Annotated in this window: 17 protein-coding genes; 9 read left to right on the top strand and 8 right to left on the bottom strand. The window is 56.6% G+C overall.

Annotated elements, in window-relative coordinates; translation table 11 throughout:
- Nucleotides 1–194: 194 nt before the first annotated feature.
- From araE to kduI, 3 genes are all read right to left on the bottom strand, one after another.
- Nucleotides 195–1628, bottom strand: a complete 1434-nt coding sequence (gene araE / locus AB6V08_RS12105; RefSeq protein WP_368543064.1) for an arabinose-proton symporter AraE — start codon at nt 1626–1628, stop codon at nt 195–197.
- A 294-nt stretch (nt 1629–1922) separates the two neighbouring features.
- A complete protein-coding gene (gene kduD / locus AB6V08_RS12110; protein WP_234670874.1) occupies nt 1923–2684 on the bottom strand; it encodes a 2-dehydro-3-deoxy-D-gluconate 5-dehydrogenase KduD in 762 nt (253 codons plus the stop codon).
- 61 nt (nt 2685–2745) lie between these two features.
- Nucleotides 2746–3582: a 5-dehydro-4-deoxy-D-glucuronate isomerase gene (kduI, locus tag AB6V08_RS12115; RefSeq protein ID WP_368542875.1), complete on the bottom strand. Its 837-nt coding sequence runs from the start codon at nt 3580–3582 to the stop codon at nt 2746–2748.
- A 424-nt stretch (nt 3583–4006) separates the two neighbouring features.
- Here kduI and AB6V08_RS12120 point away from each other — a divergent pair, with 424 nt between their 5' ends.
- Nucleotides 4007–5182: an oligogalacturonate lyase family protein gene (locus AB6V08_RS12120; RefSeq protein WP_368542876.1), complete on the top strand. Its 1176-nt coding sequence runs from the start codon at nt 4007–4009 to the stop codon at nt 5180–5182.
- Between the two features lie 137 nt (nt 5183–5319).
- On the opposite strand, the gene AB6V08_RS12125 is transcribed toward AB6V08_RS12120, so the two are convergent.
- From AB6V08_RS12125 to AB6V08_RS12135, 3 genes are all read right to left on the bottom strand, one after another.
- Entirely contained in the window at nt 5320–6003 is a 684-nt protein-coding gene (locus tag AB6V08_RS12125; RefSeq protein ID WP_368542877.1) for an oligogalacturonate-specific porin KdgM family protein, read from the bottom strand.
- 319 nt (nt 6004–6322) lie between these two features.
- The gene (locus tag AB6V08_RS12130; protein WP_368542878.1) at nt 6323–7501 is read right to left on the bottom strand and encodes an acetyl-CoA C-acetyltransferase; all 1179 of its coding nucleotides are present in this window, start codon (nt 7499–7501) and stop codon (nt 6323–6325) included.
- Between the two features lie 92 nt (nt 7502–7593).
- Nucleotides 7594–8460, bottom strand: a complete 867-nt coding sequence (locus tag AB6V08_RS12135) for a LysR family transcriptional regulator (RefSeq protein ID WP_368542879.1) — start codon at nt 8458–8460, stop codon at nt 7594–7596.
- 101 nt (nt 8461–8561) lie between these two features.
- Between AB6V08_RS12135 and AB6V08_RS12140 the strand changes: the two genes are divergently transcribed.
- The 3 genes from AB6V08_RS12140 to AB6V08_RS12150 all read left to right on the top strand — a co-directional run bounded on the left by AB6V08_RS12140 (nt 8562) and on the right by AB6V08_RS12150 (nt 11164).
- Nucleotides 8562–9023 (top strand): multidrug/biocide efflux PACE transporter, encoded by a 462-nt coding sequence (locus tag AB6V08_RS12140; protein ID WP_368542880.1) that lies wholly within the window; start codon nt 8562–8564, stop codon nt 9021–9023.
- A 119-nt stretch (nt 9024–9142) separates the two neighbouring features.
- Nucleotides 9143–10372, top strand: a complete 1230-nt coding sequence (locus AB6V08_RS12145; protein ID WP_368542881.1) for an amino acid permease — start codon at nt 9143–9145, stop codon at nt 10370–10372.
- Between the two features lie 282 nt (nt 10373–10654).
- Nucleotides 10655–11164, top strand: coding sequence for a DUF4760 domain-containing protein (locus tag AB6V08_RS12150; RefSeq protein ID WP_439649881.1), 510 nt, complete (start codon nt 10655–10657; stop codon nt 11162–11164).
- A 99-nt stretch (nt 11165–11263) separates the two neighbouring features.
- On the opposite strand, the gene AB6V08_RS12155 is transcribed toward AB6V08_RS12150, so the two are convergent.
- Nucleotides 11264–11536 (bottom strand): GNAT family N-acetyltransferase, encoded by a 273-nt coding sequence (locus AB6V08_RS12155; protein WP_368542882.1) that lies wholly within the window; start codon nt 11534–11536, stop codon nt 11264–11266.
- A gap of 10 nt (nt 11537–11546) precedes the next feature.
- Entirely contained in the window at nt 11547–11777 is a 231-nt protein-coding gene (gene yjdI, locus AB6V08_RS12160; RefSeq protein WP_368542883.1) for a 4Fe-4S mono-cluster protein YjdI, read from the bottom strand.
- 178 nt (nt 11778–11955) lie between these two features.
- Between yjdI and AB6V08_RS12165 the strand changes: the two genes are divergently transcribed.
- The 5 genes from AB6V08_RS12165 (at nt 11956) to AB6V08_RS12185 (ending at nt 18476) form a co-directional block, all read left to right on the top strand.
- Nucleotides 11956–13593: an ATP-binding protein gene (locus tag AB6V08_RS12165; protein WP_368542884.1), complete on the top strand. Its 1638-nt coding sequence runs from the start codon at nt 11956–11958 to the stop codon at nt 13591–13593.
- Between the two features lie 3 nt (nt 13594–13596).
- Entirely contained in the window at nt 13597–14298 is a 702-nt protein-coding gene (locus AB6V08_RS12170) for a response regulator (RefSeq protein ID WP_368542885.1), read from the top strand.
- Nucleotides 14299–14465: 167 nt separating this feature from the next.
- Nucleotides 14466–15554 carry an ABC transporter substrate-binding protein gene (locus AB6V08_RS12175; protein WP_368542886.1) on the top strand — a complete coding sequence of 363 codons (1089 nt, stop codon included), beginning with the start codon at nt 14466–14468 and terminating at the stop codon, nt 15552–15554.
- An 86-nt stretch (nt 15555–15640) separates the two neighbouring features.
- Nucleotides 15641–17410: an ABC transporter permease gene (locus AB6V08_RS12180; RefSeq protein ID WP_368542887.1), complete on the top strand. Its 1770-nt coding sequence runs from the start codon at nt 15641–15643 to the stop codon at nt 17408–17410.
- The gene (locus tag AB6V08_RS12185; RefSeq protein WP_368542888.1) at nt 17403–18476 is read left to right on the top strand and encodes an ABC transporter ATP-binding protein; all 1074 of its coding nucleotides are present in this window, start codon (nt 17403–17405) and stop codon (nt 18474–18476) included. Before AB6V08_RS12180 ends, AB6V08_RS12185 begins: the two co-directional genes overlap by 8 nt.
- The last annotated feature ends 77 nt before the right edge of the window (nt 18477–18553 follow it).

Consider the following 18553-nt stretch of genomic DNA (forward strand, 5'->3'; position numbering starts at 1 on the left):
GAGGGCACCGCGAAGCGGCGATTTTCTTGCCGGGAGCCCGGGTGGTCAGGGCGGCGGCGACTGAGCCGCCCTGACACGTTCACAGGTATTGTGATGACAGAGAAGCAAGAAACGTGAAGTGAACGGAATGACCGCCAGTGCCGTATGTTCTCTTCACCTTATTATTCTGTGCACAGCAAAGCGTTACTCACGCATCACACGCCAATATCCCGCAGCTTCTCCCCTGCCATCAGCTTACGTTCAATGTGCTCCAGCGTAACACCCTTGGTTTCAGGAATAAGCCAGAACGTCACCCCGATAAACGCCACGTTCAGCACCGTGTAGAGCCAGAAAGTTCCGGCGGCGCCGATGGCGTCGAGCAGGGTCAGGAAGGTCGCGCCGATGATCATGTTCGACACCCAGTTGGTGGTGGTGGAACAGGTGATGCCAAAGTCGCGGCATTTCAGCGGCTGGATCTCCGAGCACAGGATCCACACCACCGGCGCGGCGCTCATGGCGTAACCGGCGATACACATCATCGTCATGCCGACGGACAGCCAGGACAGCCCGCTTGACGCCGTGCCGTTGTCAAACTGCATCAGGCAATAGCCGAGGATCAGCGTGCCGAGCGCCATCACGCTAAAGCCGATTTTCAGCGCCGGTTTGCGCCCGGCTTTATCGACGGTGAACACCGCAATAAAGGTAGCGAACATAAAGGTCAGCCCCACCACCAGCGTGGCGATCATCTGCTGTTCGGTGGTGGTAAACCCGGCCATTTTGAAGATGCGCGGGGCGTAATACATGATGATGTTCATACCTGTGAACTGCTGCATCGCCTGCAACAGCATGCCGAGGAACACCGCGCGGCGCACGTTGCGGTTGGCTTTGAACAGCGACCAGCCGCCCTGCTTCAGCTTCAGGCTCTCGCGGATTTCGTTCAGCTCGTCGCGGGCCTTTTCCGAGGTGTCGCGCAGCATCCGCAGCACCTCTTCCGCCTCAACGTGCCTTCCCTTCTGCGCCAGCCAGCGCGGGCTGTTCGGCAGGAAAATCACCAGCACAATCAGCACCAGCGCAGGCAGCGCCAGCACCCCGAGCATCGCCCGCCAGTTGCCGCTGTAGCTGAAATACGTATCCGACAGGAACGCCAGCACGATGCCGAGCGTCACCATCAGCTGGTACATACTGATCATCTTGCCGCGCACGTTCTCGCTCGCCATCTCTGAGAGATAAAGCGGCGCGGTGTAGGAGGCAATCCCCACCGCCACGCCGAGCAGCACGCGGGAAAGCAGCAGCACCTCCACGTTAACGGCGAATGCCGAGCCAATGGAGCCCGCGACAAACAGAATCGCCCCGACCATCAGGCTGTATTTACGCCCCAGGCGGAACGAGAGCCAGCCGTTGAACAGCGCGCCGATGGCCGCGCCGAGCATCATGCTGCTCACCACCCACTCCTGCAGGCGGCTGCTTAAGGTGAAGTGATCGGTAATAAACGGCAGCGCGCCGGCGATGACGCCGATATCCAGACCAAACAGCAAACCGGCCACGGCGGCGGCAATAGAGACAAACTGATTCATGCGGCGCGTGTCGCGCAGCGCATTGGGCATGAGGGTAGAGTCATTTATAGATGTCATATTTTCCTGCCTGAACAGCGAATTTCGTTAACTGAAATTACGAGATGGCGAAAAAAAGTGTCAGGCGGGAACTGGTGAAGATATGGACTATTTCGCTGTGGCACAGCGTTATGTGATGGACATTACAATTTCAACTCATGCTGAAAAATCCGCTGATTAGACTAATCACCTAATTTATAAGCAATAAAACTGTGATGCGCGTCATTCATGGTTTTTCAGTATGGATATTTCGTGTTTATCGATATGGATAAGGCAATTTTTGAGCAAAAAAAACCTCCGCCCGAGGGCAGAGGTTGTTGCGTCGGGCGTGAATTAACGCGCCAGCCAGCCGCCGTCAACCGCCACGGTGTAGCCGTTGATGTAGTCAGACGCCGGTGAGGCGAGGAACACGATCGGCCCCATCAGGTCGCTCGGCAGACCCCAGCGCCCGGCCGGGATACGGTCGAGAATTTCCGCGCTGCGCTGCTCGTCGGCGCGCAGCTGCTGGGTATTGTTGGTTGCCATATAGCCCGGCGCGATGGCGTTGACGTTGATGTTGTGCTTCGCCCACTCGTTCGCCAGCAGACGGGTCACGCCCATAACCGCGCTTTTTGACGCGGTGTAAGACGGCACGCGGATACCGCCCTGGAAGGAGAGCATAGAGGCGATGTTGATGATCTTGCCGCCGTTGCCCTGCGCGATAAAGTGCTTCGCCGCCGCCTGAGACATAAAGAACACGCTCTTGATGTTCAGGTTCATGACGTCGTCCCAGTCGCGCTCGCTGAAATCGATGGCGTCTTCGCGGCGGATCAGACCCGCGTTGTTGACCAGAATATCGATATGGCCGAACTCGGCAACGGCACGCTCCAGCAGCTCCGGGATCGCGTCGATTTTACGCAGGTCAGCGGTCAGGCTCAGGAAGCGGCGGCCCAGCGCGGTAACGCGCTCGATGGTTTCAGCAGGTTCAACGATGTTAATGCCGACGATGTCGCAGCCCGCTTCCGCCAGGCCTAACGCCATGCCCTGACCCAGACCGGTGTCACAACCGGTCACTACGGCCACTTTACCCTGCAGAGAAAATGCATCCAGAATCATGTTTGTTCCTTAATCTTTCAACGCCTGTCACGAACAGGCAGGTTTAGTTAACTGCCCGCGACTAGCGCAGATCCTTAACGGCAACGTGGTCCATGTCATCAAAGACCTGGTTTTCGCCGACCATACCCCAGATAAAGGTATACGCACGGGTGCCCACGCCTGAGTGAATAGACCAGCTCGGAGAAATCACGGCCTGCTCGTTGTGCATCACGATATGACGCGTTTCCTGCGGCTGCCCCATCATGTGGAACACGCAGGCGTCTTCTTCCATGTTGAAGTAGAAATAGACTTCCATGCGGCGCTCGTGGGTATGGCACGGCATGGTGTTCCACAGGTTGCCCGGCGCCAGCTCGGTCAGCCCCATGCTGAGCTGGCAGGTTTCCAGCACGTCGGGAACAAAGTATTTGTTAATGGTGCGGCGGTTGCTGGTGAGGTTATCCCCCAGCGTCACCGGGGCGACATCGGCAGGCGTGACTTTTTTGGTCGGATAGGTGGTGTGTGCCGGAGCGCAGTTGTAGTAGAACTTCGCGGGCTTGCTGCAATCAACGCTTGCGAACACCACCTCTTTCGCGCCCTTACCCACGTACAGCGCGTCGCGATGGCCAATTTCATGGCACTGACCGTCAACGGTGATGGTGCCCGGCCCGCCGATATTGATAACACCCAGCTCGCGGCGCTCCAGGAAGTAGCTCACCCCAAGCTGTTTACCCACTTCACCGCCAACCGAAACCGTTTTGCCCACCGGCATAATGCCGCCAACGATAATGCGGTCGATATGGCTGTACACCATGGTGTAAGCGTCGGCTTCAAACACTTTCTCAACTAAAAACTCGCTGCGCAGGCCCTGGGTATCCAGCGTCTTAGCGTGCGCACTGTGGATGCTTTGTCTGATGTCCACACTCCCCTCCAGAATTGATCGCGCCCTGAGGCAAAGATGATTAACGAAACGACGTTCCGTTTTGTCGATGAGCACATAGTATCCGCAGAGAAATGGGTTTTCAATTACATTTAAAACAACGTTTCACTTTTTCTGCATCTTAATACCAGAAATGCAGTTGCGATCACGATTGTTGCGATTTAACGCGGGAAGAAGAGGAGATTTAATGCGAAGCAAAAAGAATATTAATCATATTAAACAACGCATTATAAAACCTTTAAGTTTTGACGGCGGGGGAAACATTCCGCGTTGAAAAACAAAGATGACATCACGCGCGTCAATTAATCTTACAATTTGCGCCATCAGTCACACATATTGAAACGTTGTTTTGATAATTTAATACCCAGTTTTTAACTCATCTTATTTCGCGATCAAGGAGCACATTATGGCTAAAGGTATGCGGGTCAAGCTGAACTACGAGGTCAGCCGCGATCCGGATACGGGCGTGGAAGTCACCCGCCTGACCCCACCTGAAGTAACCTGTCACCGCAATTACTTCTACCAGAAGTGCTTCTTTAACGACGGTAGCCACCTGCTGTTCGCCGGGGCGTTCGACGGCAACTGGAACTACTATCTGCTGGATCTGCAAAACGCCGAGGCCGTTCAGCTGACCGAAGGCTGCGGTGACAACACCTTTGGCGGGTTCCTCTCACCAGACGATAAATCGTTCTACTATGTGAAGAACGACCGCACGCTGCTGGAAGTGGATCTGCAAACGCTGGTCGAGCGCGAAGTGTACCGCGTGTCGGATGAGTGGGTCGGGTATGGCACCTGGGTTGCCAACAGCGATTGCACCAAACTGGTGGGGATCGAGATCGCCAGAAGCGACTGGACGCCGCTGAACGACTGGAAGATTTTCCACGACTTTTTCCACAAGGGGCCGCACTGCCGCCTGCTGCGCGTTGACCTGAAAACCGGCGCAAGCTCGACCATCCACGAAGAGAAAAACTGGCTCGGTCACCCGATCTATCGCCCGTTTGACGACAATACCGTGGCCTTCTGCCACGAAGGGCCGCACGACCTGGTGGACGCCCGCATGTGGCTGGTCAACGAAGACGGCAGCAACGTGCGCAAAGTTAAAGAACACGCGGAAGGCGAAAGCTGCACCCACGAGTTTTGGGTGCCGAATGGCTCCGCGCTGGTGTATGTCTCCTACCTTAAGGGCCAGCAGGGCCGCACCGTTTACAGCTATAGCCCGGAAACCGGCGTGAATGAGGCCATCATGCAGATGCCGTCCTGTTCGCACCTGATGAGCAACTTCGACGGCACGCTGCTGGTGGGCGACGGCTCCGGTACGCCGGTCGACGTGAAGGACACCGGCGGTTACACCATCGATAACGATCCTTATCTGTATGCCTTTGACGTGGCGAAAAAAGCCTACTTCCGCATCGCCCGTCACGATACCTCCTGGGCGACGGTGGAGAACAGCCGCCAGGTCACCCACCCGCATCCGTCCTTTACCCCGGACGATAAAGCGGTGCTGTACAGTTCCGATAAAGACGGCAAGCCTGCGCTCTATATCGCGAAACTCCCCGAGCAACCTGAACTGTTGCGTGCATGATTTGAGTTAGTGTTTCTGTAACTGGCCTTGCCCTCCTTAGTGGAGGGCTTTTTTTTTGGACGCTGCCGCTGCGCGAGCCAACAAAAAAGCCGGCTCACGAGGAGCCGGCTTTTTCCCGGAGGTACTGCTTTATATTTTTAGAAGGAATAAGCCACGCCTAAACGGAAGCGGGTCTGGCGTTCGTCGGTCTCTTTAACGCCCACGTTACCCACCTCTACGTATGGCGCCCAGTTTTTATCCCATTTGTAGGCCAGCTTGGCGTTATATTCGTTTGAGTAGTCTTTATTGTTATTACGAATCATGCCTTCCGAGCTTTTGGCGTAAACATAGTTAAGCTCGGTGCGGAAATCACCTAACACCCAGCCAACCCACGCATCGCCGCGGTTAACTTTATCATCTTCTTTATTTGAGCTTGACGGGTAGCGGGTATATTCATAGCGGTAACGTGCGGCAACGTAGAATCCATTATCGAAGCTATATTGCATGTGCAGGTTCGGTTTATAAATCGTGCGGCTGTCGTTACTCTCAATAGTAAATGCAGGCGTCAGTGAAATATTGTTCGTGGCCTTCCAGCGCCAGCTAATCTGGTCTTCGTGACCGTTGCCCACCACGTCCGCAAACGGCTGGTCAGCCTTGTCGCCGCCGGACTTCCACTTTGCTTCCACCGAAAAACCTAACCCGTTATCAAAGCGATGCGACACCGATACGCGGTCTGCGTTGGAGCCGCTATCGATATATTCGTGACGCAGATCGACGGTAACGGCCTGGGCCGCAAAAGACGCACTAACAAGGGACGCAATCGCCAGAGATTTCTTTAACATGAAAAAACCCTCAATTAAAATAACGTTTCGTTTTTATGAAACTGAAGTTTATTTTTTAAATAACGCTATTTTAGTGACCAGGATCGTAATTATTTGTTTCATTTTTTTTGGCAAAGAGGGACGTGACTCCCGTCAACAAAAGGGGGAGCCTAAGGGTAAATTTCAGGAGAGAGATCACACAAAGAAGTTAGCGAGGAATATAGTTAAGCGCGCAAGCATTACTGATAAGATGAGATTTAACGTAAAAGTGTAAGAATATAATGTGGGCGTCACAAAAAAGCCTCCGGGAGGGAGGCTTTGGTGTTAAGGAGGTCGGTAATTATCGCTCAATGGCTAACGCCACGCCCTGCCCGCCGCCGATGCACAGCGTCGCCAGCCCCTTGCGAGAGTTACGCTTCATCATCTCATGGACTAACGACACCAGAATTCGGCAGCCGGATGCGCCAATGGGGTGGCCGAGCGCGATGGCCCCGCCGTTGACGTTGACCCGCAGCGGATCCCACTCCAGCATTTTGCCCACCGAGATCGCCTGCGCCGCAAAAGCCTCGTTGACTTCAATCAGATCCACTTCGTCGAGCTGCCAGCCTGCACGCTCCAGGCAGCGGCGGGTCGCGTAGACCGGGGCGATGCCCATCAGCGCAGGATCCACGCCCACGCTGGCAAAGGCTTTGATCCGCGCCAGCACCGGCAGATCCAGCTCCTGCGCTTTACTTTCGCTCATCATCATCACCGCGGCGGCGCCGTCGTTAATCGATGAGGCGTTTCCGGCGGTTACCGAGCCCAGGGTTTCAAACGCCGGGTTAAGCATCGCCAGCCCTTCCGCGCTGGCGTCGGTGCGCGGCTGTTCGTCGGTATCGATAACCGCCGATTCGCCGTTCTGCCGCAGCGCGCTGACGGGGACAATTTCATCGCGAAAACGCCCGGAATCGATAGCCGCGCGGGCTTTTTGCTGCGAGCTGAGGGCGTAAGCATCCTGCAGCTCGCGGCTGATGCCGTATTCGCGCGCCAGGTTTTCCGCCGTCACGCCCATGTGGTAATCGTTGAAGGCATCCCACAGGCCGTCGTGTACCAGGCTGTCGATGAGCTGGCTGTTGCCCAGCTGCGCGCCGGTTCGGCTGTCGGTGAGAACGTGCGGGGCGCGGCTCATGTTTTCCTGCCCCCCGGCAATCACCACGTCCGCTTCGCCGCACTGGATCGCCTGGGTCGCAAGATGGAGCGCCTTCAGGCCGGAGCCGCAGACGTCGTTGATGGTAATGGCAGACACGGTGTTCGGCAGGCCGCCCTTGAGCGCCGCCTGTCGCGCAGGGTTTTGCCCGGCACCCGCCGTCAGCACCTGCCCGAGGATCACCTCGTCTATTTCATGCGCGGCGATCCCGCTGCGTTCCACCAGCGCCTTCACCACCACGCTGCCGAGATCAACGGCAGAGTGGCGCGACAGTGCCCCCTGAAAACAGCCGATAGCCGTACGCAGCGCACCCACTATAACGACATCTTTCATCACGACCTCTGGGTAAAATGACATGACGATAGTAGAGTATTGTTATCAACAGTTGACGCAATTGTTTAAAAAAAGTGAGATTAGTCACAGGATTAGCGCGCGTCCTGAAGATACTGCCGCAGCCAGCTTCCGGCGATGCCGGGCGGGGTGCGTTTATTCCACAGCAGATCGATAGCGATCGATCGCGGCCATCCGGGAACGTTCAGCTGCACCAGGGATTTCGCCGCCGCGAACTCGTCCACCAGCGCACAGGGCAGCGCGCACCAGCCAAAGCCCTGCACCGCCATACTCAAGAGTAACAGGTAATTCGGCGCTGACCACACCGGCCCCCGCGCCAGGGCGGGCTCGCGTTCGAGATAGGTGTTGAGCCGCAGCTCGCGCCAGCCGTGCAGTTCGTCCGCTTCGGTATGCGGCTGCCCGGCCAGCGGATGGGTGGTGGAGACATAAATCGCCATGCGGGTCTGCACGGGGAGCCGAATCGCGCCAATGCCGGTCGGGTAGCTTTCACGCGCCTCCGTCAGCCCCACCTGCGCCCTCTCCTTTTGCAGAAGATCGATCACATCCTCTTCTTCGCCAACCAGGCATTCGAATTCCGTATGGGGAAAACGCCTGTCGAACTGGTTCATCAGATCTTCCAGCACGTCGGGGTTGAGGGTATCGGAGAGCACAAAGGTCAGGCGCGCTTCGGTTTGGGCCGTCAGGGACACCGCCAGCTCGTCGAGCCGCGCGCTGGCGGCGAGGATCGACTGCACGTACCCGAGCACCTGCTCTCCCTGCGCGGTCAGCACCGGCTGGCGCGCCGAGCGGTCGAACAGCTCAATGCCCAAATCGGCCTCAAGATTCGCCACCGCCGTGCTGATGGTGGACTGGCTTTTACGCAGGCGGCGCGCGGCGGCAGAGAACGAACCGGCGGCAACCGTTTCAACAAATGCGGTAAGGGCTTCGGGGGAGTAGCGCATGATGTATCTATTTTATCGATGGATACCATCTTTTATATATCATCTTTAGCGATAAAAATAGGCCGCATCACCGCCCATCCTGGCGAATTACTGAGGTCACTATGCAACATCAAGATACACTCCAGCGCAAACTCCCGGAGCGCATCTTCCATGCCGTCTGCTTTGAAGGTATTGCCACGGCGATCCTCGCCCCGACAGCCGCGTGGCTGATGCAACGCTCCGTGGTGGAAATGGGCGGCCTGACGATTATCCTGGCCACCACGGCGATGATCTGGAACATCATCTACAACTTTGGATTTGACCGTTTCTGGCCGGTGCAGCGCGTAACCCGCACGGCAAAAGTCCGCGCCCTGCACGCGCTGGGGTTTGAGTGCGGCTTTATCGTGATTGGCGTGAGCATCGTTGCGGCGGTTCTCGGCGTGACGCTGCTTCAGGCATTCACACTGGAAATAGGTTTCTTCCTGTTCTTCCTGCCGTACACCATGTTCTACAACTGGGCGTATGACATGCTGCGCGAGAAAATTATCAAGCGTCGCCAGCAGCGGCGCGCCCTCGCAGGCTAATCCTCCTCTGGCCGGACGCCCGTTCCGGCCAAACTCCCTCGAAGCAACTGCGCCCTCCTCTCATAATTATGGTAAATTGCACTCCTTTTTGTTCGTTTTATAGTTGATACGTTGCTCTAATGTCGAAAATTTGGTCAAAAGAAGAGACTCTCTGGAGTTTCGCCCTCTATGGCACTGCCGTGGGCGCAGGAACCCTGTTCTTGCCTATTCAGCTCGGCTCCGCAGGCGCGATCGTCCTGCTTATCACCGCGCTCGTGGCGTATCCGTTAACCTACTGGCCGCACAAAGCGCTGGCGCAATTTATCCTGTCGTCGAAAACCAAAGGCAGCGAGGGGATCACCGGGGCCGTTACCCATTATTACGGTAAGAAAATCGGCAGCCTGATCACCACGCTCTACTTCGTGGCGTTTTTTGTGGTGGTGCTGATCTACGCGGTGGCGATCACCAACTCGCTCACCGAACAGCTGGCAAAGCGCATGACGGTCGACACCGGCGTGCGGGTGATGGTGAGCTTTGGCGTGGTGCTGGCGCTGAACCTGATCTTCCTGATGGGCCGTCACATCACCATTAAGGTGATGGGTTTTCTGGTCTTTCCGCTTATCGCCTACTTCCTGTTTTTATCGATTTACCTGACCGGAAGCTGGCAGCCGTCGCTGCTCACCAGCCAGATGGCGTTCGATCGGCATACGCTGCACCAGGTGTGGGTTTCGATCCCGGTGATGGTTTTCGCCTTTAGCCATACCCCGATTATCTCGACGTTCGCCGTCGATCGTCGCGAGAAATACGGTGACGAGGCCATGGGTAAATGCAAAAAAATCATGAAGGTGGCCTACCTGATTATCTGCCTGAGCGTGCTGTTCTTCGTGTTCAGCTGCCTGCTGTCGATTCCGCCGTCCTACATCGTGGCGGCCAAAGAGGAAGGGGTAACGATTTTATCCGCCCTCTCCATGATGCCGTCGTCCCCTGCCTGGCTGGGCATTTCCGGGATTATCGTCGCCATTATCGCCATGTCGAAATCGTTCCTCGGCACCTATTTTGGGGTGATCGAAGGGGCAACCGAGATCGTGAAGACCTCCCTGCACCAGGTGGGAGTGAAGAAAAGCCGCGCCTTTAACCGCGCCGTTTCGATTCTCGGCGTGTCGCTAATCACCTTCCTGGTGTGCTGCATTAACCCGAACGCGATTTCGATGATTTATGCCATCAGCGGGCCGCTGATTGCGATGATTTTGTTCATCATGCCGACGCTGTCAACGTACCTTATCCCGTCCCTGAAGCCGTATCGTTCGGTAGGGAATTTGCTGACGCTGATTGTTGGGGTGCTGTGCGTGTCGGTGATGTTTGTGGGTTAAATAAAGCCTGCGTACCCGGATTGCGAACAGGTACGCAGTGTTGATCTTTTTACCGGTTTTTCATCTCCTTAATACCCGTACGTTTATTGACTAAATAGTTACGCTCGGGTAGTTTTATCCCCGTCCCGGACGACACATTGTCGTCATCGGAAAGACATTGTTAAGGAGGTTATGATGAAGAAAGCACATGACGAGTTTGACGGCTTCTGAGCCGCGCTAGCCTCTTGTAAGGCGGGGATTTCAACCCCGCCTTTTTCATAGCGCTTTTTCATGGATGAAAAAATGATAATAGATGCAAACGCCCTTCAAATCGTCAGTAACGCGCTACTCCTTCTTGGCGTTGAAGTCGCCGTTGGCACCATCATTTACAATGTCCGAACGGCGAAGAAGACGCAAACTGCAAACTTCCTCTTTGAAAGCCGCCAGGATCGTCAATATACAGAATCGCTGCATGTCCTTAAAAAGATTCACCGTTCAGGAAAATCTTTCCGCTCCTACGTATTCCCGGCAGAGGGACACGCCATCACCGAAGACGAGATGGAGGAACGCAGGAAATTTCAGTACATACTCAATTTTTACGAGCGTGTCGCCGTCAGTATTCGCGAAGGTATTTACAGCGAGAAGATGATCAAACGGACATCGTTCACAACCGTGATAGAGACTTACGACATTGCTGAACCGCTAATCAAGGCCATCCGGGAACACATTAAATCAGAGACTACTTACCAGGAATTTGAATGGCTGGTCAGGCGATGGAAAGCCAGCCCACTGAAGAAAAACAGACCGCTATAGCAGCTTTTTCTCAGTTAACTCTCTGATTGGGCATCAGAAAGAAGCCGGGTGGCGGCGTCGCCTTACCCGGCCTACACGTTCAGTCTTGCGGGTAGTTAGTCATGCCCGAATATCATCATATTCCCGCGTATTATCAAACTCATGCTTCGCAAACGGGCACAGCGGGATAACCTTGCGGTTCTCGGCGCGCATCTTCTCGACCACTTTCGCCACCAGCTGCTTGCCCACCCCCTGCCCCTTCAGGCTCGGGTCTACGTCGGTATGTTCGATAATGCTCAGATGCTCACCGGTCGGGACAAAGACGATCTCCGCGACCTGATTGCCGTCCGCGTCGTTCACGTAAAACTTGTTATGGCCTTCCAGAATATCCATAGTTCCTCGCTTATTTTTGGCGATACTTCAGCGCACCGCTTGGGCAGGTATCAATGACACGAATAACCGTTTCCACATCCACTTCGTCCGGAACGATCCAGGGTTTGCGCTTCAGATTGAATAGCTTCGCGCTGCCGCGCACGCAGTTCCCTGAGTGCTGGCAGATCCCGGTGTTGAAGTAGACGTCAATTTTTTCACCGGTGTAGGCCCGGTACCCCGCTTCCAGTAGCTCTTTATCCATGACATTGCCTCTGTAGTTATTATGATGCTGAATGAATCATAGCCCTGTGGGATCCCGATGGCTATTGGTGCCAAAACGAAAAGCCAGCTCACAACTCTGTTTTTGTCAGATTGCGCGCCTCATTTCTCCATGTCAGGCTCCGCAAATATATCGTTTATATATTTCAGCCGCGGGCTATATGAAACAAAGACTTCCTTTTCAGGTGAAGCTTTTTTTATCGCTGGTTTTCTTCTCCTGCCTGCTATTAGCGCTGCTGGGGGCGATCCTGTTTCATTTTATTGACCGGCAGCTGCACCACGACCTCGGGCAGCGGGCGCGGGTGCAGGCCAGCCAGATAGCCCTAATGCCGGGGCTAGCGGATAAGGTCGCCGCCAGAGATATCCCCGGCATTGCCCGCTTAATTCAGCCGTTACGTAATGAAAGCGACGCCAGCTATATTGTGATCGGCGATATCCGCGAACAGCATCTTTATCACTCAGAGTCACCTGAACGCCTGAATTTACCCATGATTGGTGGGGATAATGCCGAGGTACTGAAAGGCAAAACCATTATTTCGGTGCGCCAGGGGGGAATTGGCGTGTCCCTGCGCAGTAAAGCGCCGATATTGAATGCTCACCATCAGGTTATCGGGATTGTCTCCGTGGGCTATCTCACCTCTTATATCGCCAATATTAACGCCCGTATTCTCTGGCAGGCCGGATTATATGGGCTGGGACTGTTGCTCTTACTGTTTCTTTTTTCATGGGTATTTACCCGCAATCTTAAAAAGCAGATGTTTCGCCTGGAGCCAAAAGATATTGCCCAGCTGGTTTTACAGCAAAAAGCCCTGCTGGAAGCTATGTATGAGGGAATATTTGCGGTGAACGATGAAAAGCGTCTGATCTTAATTAACCGGGCGGCGCGCGAGCTGCTGGATATTCGCCAGAGCGAGAAAGAGCTGATCGGTAAACCGCTTGAGGCGGTTTTGCACACCTCCCCCGGCTTTTTCTCACAGCGCTACGCCTCCATCAGCAGCGGCAGCCACGACCAGATTGCGGTGCTCAACCACCGGGAAGTGATCGTCAACCGCGTGGCCATCGAGGTGGAGCCGGGCGTGGAAAGCGGCTGGGTGTACAGCTTCCGCGATAAAAACGATATCAACACCCTGAGCAGCCAGCTCAGCCAGATCCGACGCTACGCTGATAACCTGCGCATCATGCGCCATGAGCAGCTGAACTGGACGGCAACCCTCGTCGGGCTGCTGCAGATGAAGCATTACGACGAAGCCATTCGCTACATTCAGGCGCAGTCCGACGGCGCGCAGCGGGTGCTGGACTTTGTTTCCGCCCGCTTTACCTCCCCGGCGCTGTGCGGGCTTCTGCTTGGGAAATACGTCAGCGCGCGGGAAAAAGGCGTTGAGCTGCTGTTCGACCCGGCCTGCCAGCTCAGCCATATGCCGCCCGGCCTTAACGAAACCGAGCTGATGTCGGTGATTGGCAACCTGCTGGACAACGCCGTGGACGCCACCCTGAAAGCCCCGGCCACCGCGCCCGTTGAACTCTACATTTCTGACCGAAATCAGGAGCTGCTGATCGAGATAGCCGACCGGGGCTGCGGGGTGGAAGACGCCGTGAAGCCGCAGCTGTTCCGCCAGGGGTTCACCAGCAAGCCGGACGCCGGGAATGAAATTATCGGCTCCGAGCACGGTATCGGCCTGTTTCTGGTGGCAGGCTATGTGGAAAAAGCCGGGGGCAATATCGAAATCACCGACAACACGCCGCAGGGCACTATTTTTACTGTAGTTATTCCGTTCAAACCTACCGTTCAACAGGGCTAAAACATGACTACCACCCGCGCCATTGATGTTGTCATCGTTGAGGATGAGCCGCACCTCGCCGAGCTGCATCGCGAGTATATTGAGCAGAATTTTCACCTGCGCGTGGTGGGCATTGCGCCGTCGCTGGAGCAGGCCCGGGCGCTGATTAGCCAGCACCGGCCGCGCCTGATCCTGCTGGATAACTACCTGCCGGACGGGAAAGGCGTGGATCTGATCGATCACCCGCTGCTTAAGAGCTTTGAGTGCTCGGTCATCTTCATCACCGCCGCCAGCGATATGCAGACCTGCAGCCACGCCATGCGCAGCGGCGCCTTTGACTACCTGATTAAGCCGGTGTTTTTTCAGCGCCTGCACGCCTCGCTGGAGCGCTTTATGCGCTTCATCCACACCGTGCAGCAGGTGAAAGTGGTCGATCAGCACGCCCTGGATCGCCTGTTCCACCTGCCTGCGGCGGAGTCCTCTCCCGCCCCGTCCACAAAGGGGATCGACCCCAACACGCTGGAACACATCAAGCGCTTCTTTAGCGAGAACCCTGAAAGCACCCTGTCCGTTGAAGACGTGGTGGAACACGTCGGGATCAGCAAAACCACCGGGCGGCGCTATCTGGAGTATTGCGTGGAGAGCGGATTTATCAGCGTCGAAATGCTGTACGGCAACATTGGTCACCCGCGGCGGTTGTACCGAAAGGTGCCGGAAAAAGCCTGAACTGAACCCTTCGTTGGCTAAGCTTCGCGGATTTAATGGTGTTAATTAGCCAAACAGCGCCGATTATCACACTTCGCGATCGGCGCTGTTCCCACCCTATTGTCTGTGGCGATCGTTACGCTATGTTGACCATTAGTTCCTCAAATGTAACTAAAAGGTTAATTATAATGGCGAACACATTCCGTATTTCTCTGATTACCGCTGCCGTACTGATCTCCTCTTCCGCAATGTCTGCGCTGCCGCAGGGCTACCCTGCGGAGTATCAAAAAATCGTCGATGCCGCCACCAAAGAGGGCAAGGTGGTGATTTACTCCACCACCGACATCAAGGCCGCCGGGCCGCTGGTGCAGGGCTTCGAAAAGACCTATCCTGGCATCAAAGTTGAATATAACGACATGAACAGTACCGAGCTGTACAACCGTTTTATCAGCGAACAGGCCTCCGGCAGCGGGAGCGGCGACGTGGTCTGGAGCTCCTCGATGGACACCGGACTGAAGCTCGCCACCGACTACGCGATGGAGTACAAATCGCCGGAGCAGGGCCAGCTGCCGAAATGGGCGGTGTGGAAAGATAAAGCCTACGGCACCACCTACGAGCCGGTGGTGTTTATCTACAACAAGCGCCTGATCCCGGCGGGCGACGTGCCGGATTCCCACGAGGCGCTGGCAAAGCTGATCGCCAGCCAGACCGATAAGTTCAAAAACAAAGTCACCACCTACGACATCGAAAAGTCCGGGCTGGGCTTTATGCTCTCCGTGGAAGATTTCAAGTCCGATAAAAACTACTTCAAAACCCTGGCCGACGTCGCCAAAGGCGGTTTATCCGTGCAGTCCTCCACCGGCACCATGATGGAAAGGGTGTCGTCCGGCGAAAACCTGATTGGCTTTAACATTCTCGGCTCCTACGCCGAAGCCCGCGCGAAGAACGATCCGTCGCTGGGGATTGCCTATCCGAAGGATTACACCCTCGTGTTGTCCCGCGTCTCCTTCATCAGCCAGCAGTCGCAGAACAGCAACGCCGCGAAGCTGTGGCTGGACTATGTGCTTTCCGAAAAAGGGCAAAGCATTCTGGCAAACCAGGCGGATATCCCCTCCATTCGTAACGATATCGAAGGCAAAAACGATATCGACGGCCTGACCAAAGTGCTGGGCAACGCGCTGAAGCCGATCCCGGTGGACGAGAGCCTGCTGGAATATCTGGAGCCGAAAAAGCGTCTGGGCTACATCAAACAGTGGCGTGAAGCCGCCGGTAAATAGGGCATTCATCAGGCGAGACGCGCGTCGTCGCGCGTCTTCTCCGCTATCTGATGTCATCTGATGGGTTCCAGTACCAGGGATTCTTTATGAACGCATTACACAGAAAATGGCAAAGCCTGCCTCGCGGCGTGGTGGTGTTGATAACCGCTCTGGTTATCTACGTTCCCCTGTCGTTCATCGTGATCCAGAGCTTCCTGTCTGCTCCGTTTTTCTCGCCGTCTAAAGAGTGGAGCCTTGAATCATTTGGGTTTATTTTCACCGACCCTGATTTCTATAAAGCGCTCAGAAGCGGCTTTATTCTTGCCTTCGGGCTGGTGGCGATCGCCATTCCGCTGGGGGGGATCCTGGCGTTCCTGATGGTGCGCACCGACCTGCCCGGCCGCCGCATTATCGAGCCGCTGATCCTCGTGCCGATCTTTGTCTCGCCGATGGTTCTGGGGTTTGGCTACGTGGTTGCCGCCGGCCCGGTCGGGTTTTTATCCCTGTGGGCGCAGGCGCTGATTGGCTTCGTGCCGTGGAACATCTACGACATGACCAGCATCGTGGTCATCGCCGGGCTGACGCACGTCCCGCACGCCTACCTCTATATCTCCTCGGCGCTGCGCAGCGTCGGCAGCGACGTTGAAGAGGCCGCGCGCACCGCGGGCGCCTCGCCATTGCAGGTGATGACATCCGTCAGCCTGCCGATGGTTCGCCCGTCGGTGCTGTATGCCCTGGTGCTGCTGTTCTTCCTCGGACTGGAGGTGTTTGGCCTGATGCTGGTGCTCGGCGATCCCGAGGGCAACATGGTGCTGGCGACCTATCTCTACAAGCTCACCAACAAGCTCGGCACGCCGTCTTATCACCTGATGGCCGCGGTGGCCGTGGTGCTGATCTGCATCACCATTCCGCTGGTGATGCTCCAGCGCCGCCTGATGCGCACCGCCAACCGCTTCGTCACCATGAAAGGCAAAGCTTCCCAGGCGCGCGCGTTGCCGCTGGGTAAATGGCGCTGGGTGGCGGGTGCGGTCGTGGCATTCTGGCTGACCATCACCATCGGCGTTCCGCTGCTGGGGGTCGTGCTGCGCGCCTTTATTTCCAACTGGGGCGTGGGAGTGTCCGTCTGGGACGAGCTGTCGCTGGCCACCTTCCGCACCATCTGGGAGCAGCCAAACCTGCTGCGCGCGATTGTGAACTCGATGGCCATCGGGGTATTCGGCGGCGCGCTGGCGGTGGTCTGCTATCTGTTCGTCGGCATTGCCATGCACCGCAAGCCGGACAACACCACGCGCTTCCTCGACTACAGCGTGCTGGTGCCGCGCGCCGTGCCGGGGCTGCTCGCCGGGCTGGCGTTTCTGTGGGTGTTCCTGTTCCTGCCGATGTGGTTCGACAACTCGCTGAAGTCCGGCTGGCTTTCCGGGTACGCCTGGTCCGACTGGATGCGCGAAAACGTCATTGTCTGGCTGCGCTCGTTGCGCAGCACCATCTTCAGCGTCTGGCTGGCCTACACCGTGGTGTGGATGGCCTACGGGCTACGGCTTATCTCCTCCACGCTGCTGCAGGTAGGGCCGGAGCTTGAAGAGGCCGCCCGCAGCACCGGGGCGACGCGCGGGCAGATCACCCGTCACGTGACCATCCCGCTGTCGCGCTACGGCCTTATCGGCTCGTGGCTGCTGATGTTCCTGATCTTTGAGCGCGAATACTCAACCGGCGTGTACCTGCTTTCGCCTGGCACAGAGACCATCGGCTCCATGCTGGTGTCGCTGTGGGCCGCGGGCGCCATTGATATCGTGGCCGCGCTCTCCTTTATTAACATCCTGCTGGTCGTGGTAGGTCTGGGAATTGCCCTTCGCTTTGGAGTCAAATTACATGATTGAATTAGCGGTCGAAAATCTGCACTTAACCTATGGCGACAACCCGGTGCTGAAGGGGGTTTCCATGAACCTGAAGCGCGGCGAAGTGGTGTCTTTGCTGGGGCCGTCCGGCAGCGGTAAAACCACCCTGCTGCGCGCGGTGGCGGGGCTGGAAAAGCCGACCCAGGGTTCGATTGTCATCGGCAATAACAAAGTCTACGACGGCACGCCGCGCAGCGAGATCCCGGCGGAGGAGCGCAATCTGGGGCTGGTGTTCCAGTCCTACGCCCTGTGGCCGCACAAAACGGTGTTTGAAAACGTGGCCTACCCGCTCAAGCTGCGAAAGGTTCCGGCGAAAGAGATCAACGAGCGCGTGCAGGGGGTGCTGGATCAGCTGGGTTTAGGCCATCTGGGCAAGCGTCACCCGCACCAGCTTTCCGGCGGACAGCAGCAGCGCGTGGCGATTGGCCGTGCGCTGGTCTATAACCCGCCGGTGATTTTGCTCGACGAGCCGCTCTCAAACCTCGACGCCAAGCTGCGCGAAGAGGCCCGCGTGTTCCTGCGCGAGCTGATCATCAAGCTCGGGCTGTCGGCGCTGATGGTGACGCACGATCAGAACGAGGCGATGTCCATTTCGGATCGCATCCTGCTGTTGAACAACGGCAAGATCGAGCAGCAGGGCACGCCGCAGGAGATGTACGGCTCGCCAAAAACGCTGTTTACGGCCGAATTTATGGGCAGCAACAACCGCCTGCACGGCAAAGTCACGGAGGTGCGCGACGGCAGAGCGCGTATCGAAGGGAAAGACTGGGTGCTGTGGGGCCAGGCGGCGGAAGGAGTGCAAAGCGGCCACGAGGCCACGGCGGTGATCCGCGTTGAGCGGGTAAGCGTGGTGGAAGGCCCTGGTGAGAACCAGCTTGAGCTGCCGCTGCTGACCAGCATGTACCTCGGCGACCGCTGGGAGTACCTGTTCCGCACGGCGGCAGAGGATTTCGTGGTTCGCGCCTACGGGCATGAGGTTCGCGATCCGCAGCATTGCCACCTGTCGCTTCCGGAAAAACACGTCTGGATCTTCCCGAAAGGTAACTGATCCGGCGCGCTGCGACTGCCGGGCTTCAGCATCCCGGGTCGGGTACGGCATCACCGCCGCCCGACCCGGGTGCCTCT

Origin of the sequence: Enterobacter soli (genome assembly GCF_964208575.1) — a bacterium.
Lineage (GTDB): Bacteria > Pseudomonadota > Gammaproteobacteria > Enterobacterales > Enterobacteriaceae > Enterobacter > Enterobacter soli_A.

Excerpts from the sequence above, each read along its gene's own strand:
- AB6V08_RS12125 (WP_368542877.1), bottom strand. The coding sequence starts at position 6,003 with ATGTTAAAGAAATCTCTGGCGATTGCGTCCCTTGTTAGTGCGTCTTTT.
- AB6V08_RS12185 (WP_368542888.1), top strand. The coding sequence starts at position 17,403 with ATGATTGAATTAGCGGTCGAAAATCTGCACTTAACCTATGGCGACAAC.
- AB6V08_RS12165 (WP_368542884.1), top strand. The coding sequence starts at position 11,956 with ATGAAACAAAGACTTCCTTTTCAGGTGAAGCTTTTTTTATCGCTGGTT.
- AB6V08_RS12175 (WP_368542886.1), top strand. The coding sequence starts at position 14,466 with ATGGCGAACACATTCCGTATTTCTCTGATTACCGCTGCCGTACTGATC.
- AB6V08_RS12120 (WP_368542876.1), top strand. The coding sequence starts at position 4,007 with ATGGCTAAAGGTATGCGGGTCAAGCTGAACTACGAGGTCAGCCGCGAT.
- AB6V08_RS12170 (WP_368542885.1), top strand. The coding sequence starts at position 13,597 with ATGACTACCACCCGCGCCATTGATGTTGTCATCGTTGAGGATGAGCCG.
- AB6V08_RS12155 (WP_368542882.1), bottom strand. The coding sequence starts at position 11,536 with ATGGATATTCTGGAAGGCCATAACAAGTTTTACGTGAACGACGCGGAC.
- kduD (WP_234670874.1), bottom strand. The coding sequence starts at position 2,684 with ATGATTCTGGATGCATTTTCTCTGCAGGGTAAAGTGGCCGTAGTGACC.
- AB6V08_RS12145 (WP_368542881.1), top strand. The coding sequence starts at position 9,143 with ATGTCGAAAATTTGGTCAAAAGAAGAGACTCTCTGGAGTTTCGCCCTC.
- AB6V08_RS12140 (WP_368542880.1), top strand. The coding sequence starts at position 8,562 with ATGCAACATCAAGATACACTCCAGCGCAAACTCCCGGAGCGCATCTTC.
- AB6V08_RS12150 (WP_439649881.1), top strand. The coding sequence starts at position 10,655 with ATGATAATAGATGCAAACGCCCTTCAAATCGTCAGTAACGCGCTACTC.
- yjdI (WP_368542883.1), bottom strand. The coding sequence starts at position 11,777 with ATGGATAAAGAGCTACTGGAAGCGGGGTACCGGGCCTACACCGGTGAA.
- AB6V08_RS12180 (WP_368542887.1), top strand. The coding sequence starts at position 15,641 with ATGAACGCATTACACAGAAAATGGCAAAGCCTGCCTCGCGGCGTGGTG.
- AB6V08_RS12135 (WP_368542879.1), bottom strand. The coding sequence starts at position 8,460 with ATGCGCTACTCCCCCGAAGCCCTTACCGCATTTGTTGAAACGGTTGCC.
- AB6V08_RS12130 (WP_368542878.1), bottom strand. The coding sequence starts at position 7,501 with ATGAAAGATGTCGTTATAGTGGGTGCGCTGCGTACGGCTATCGGCTGT.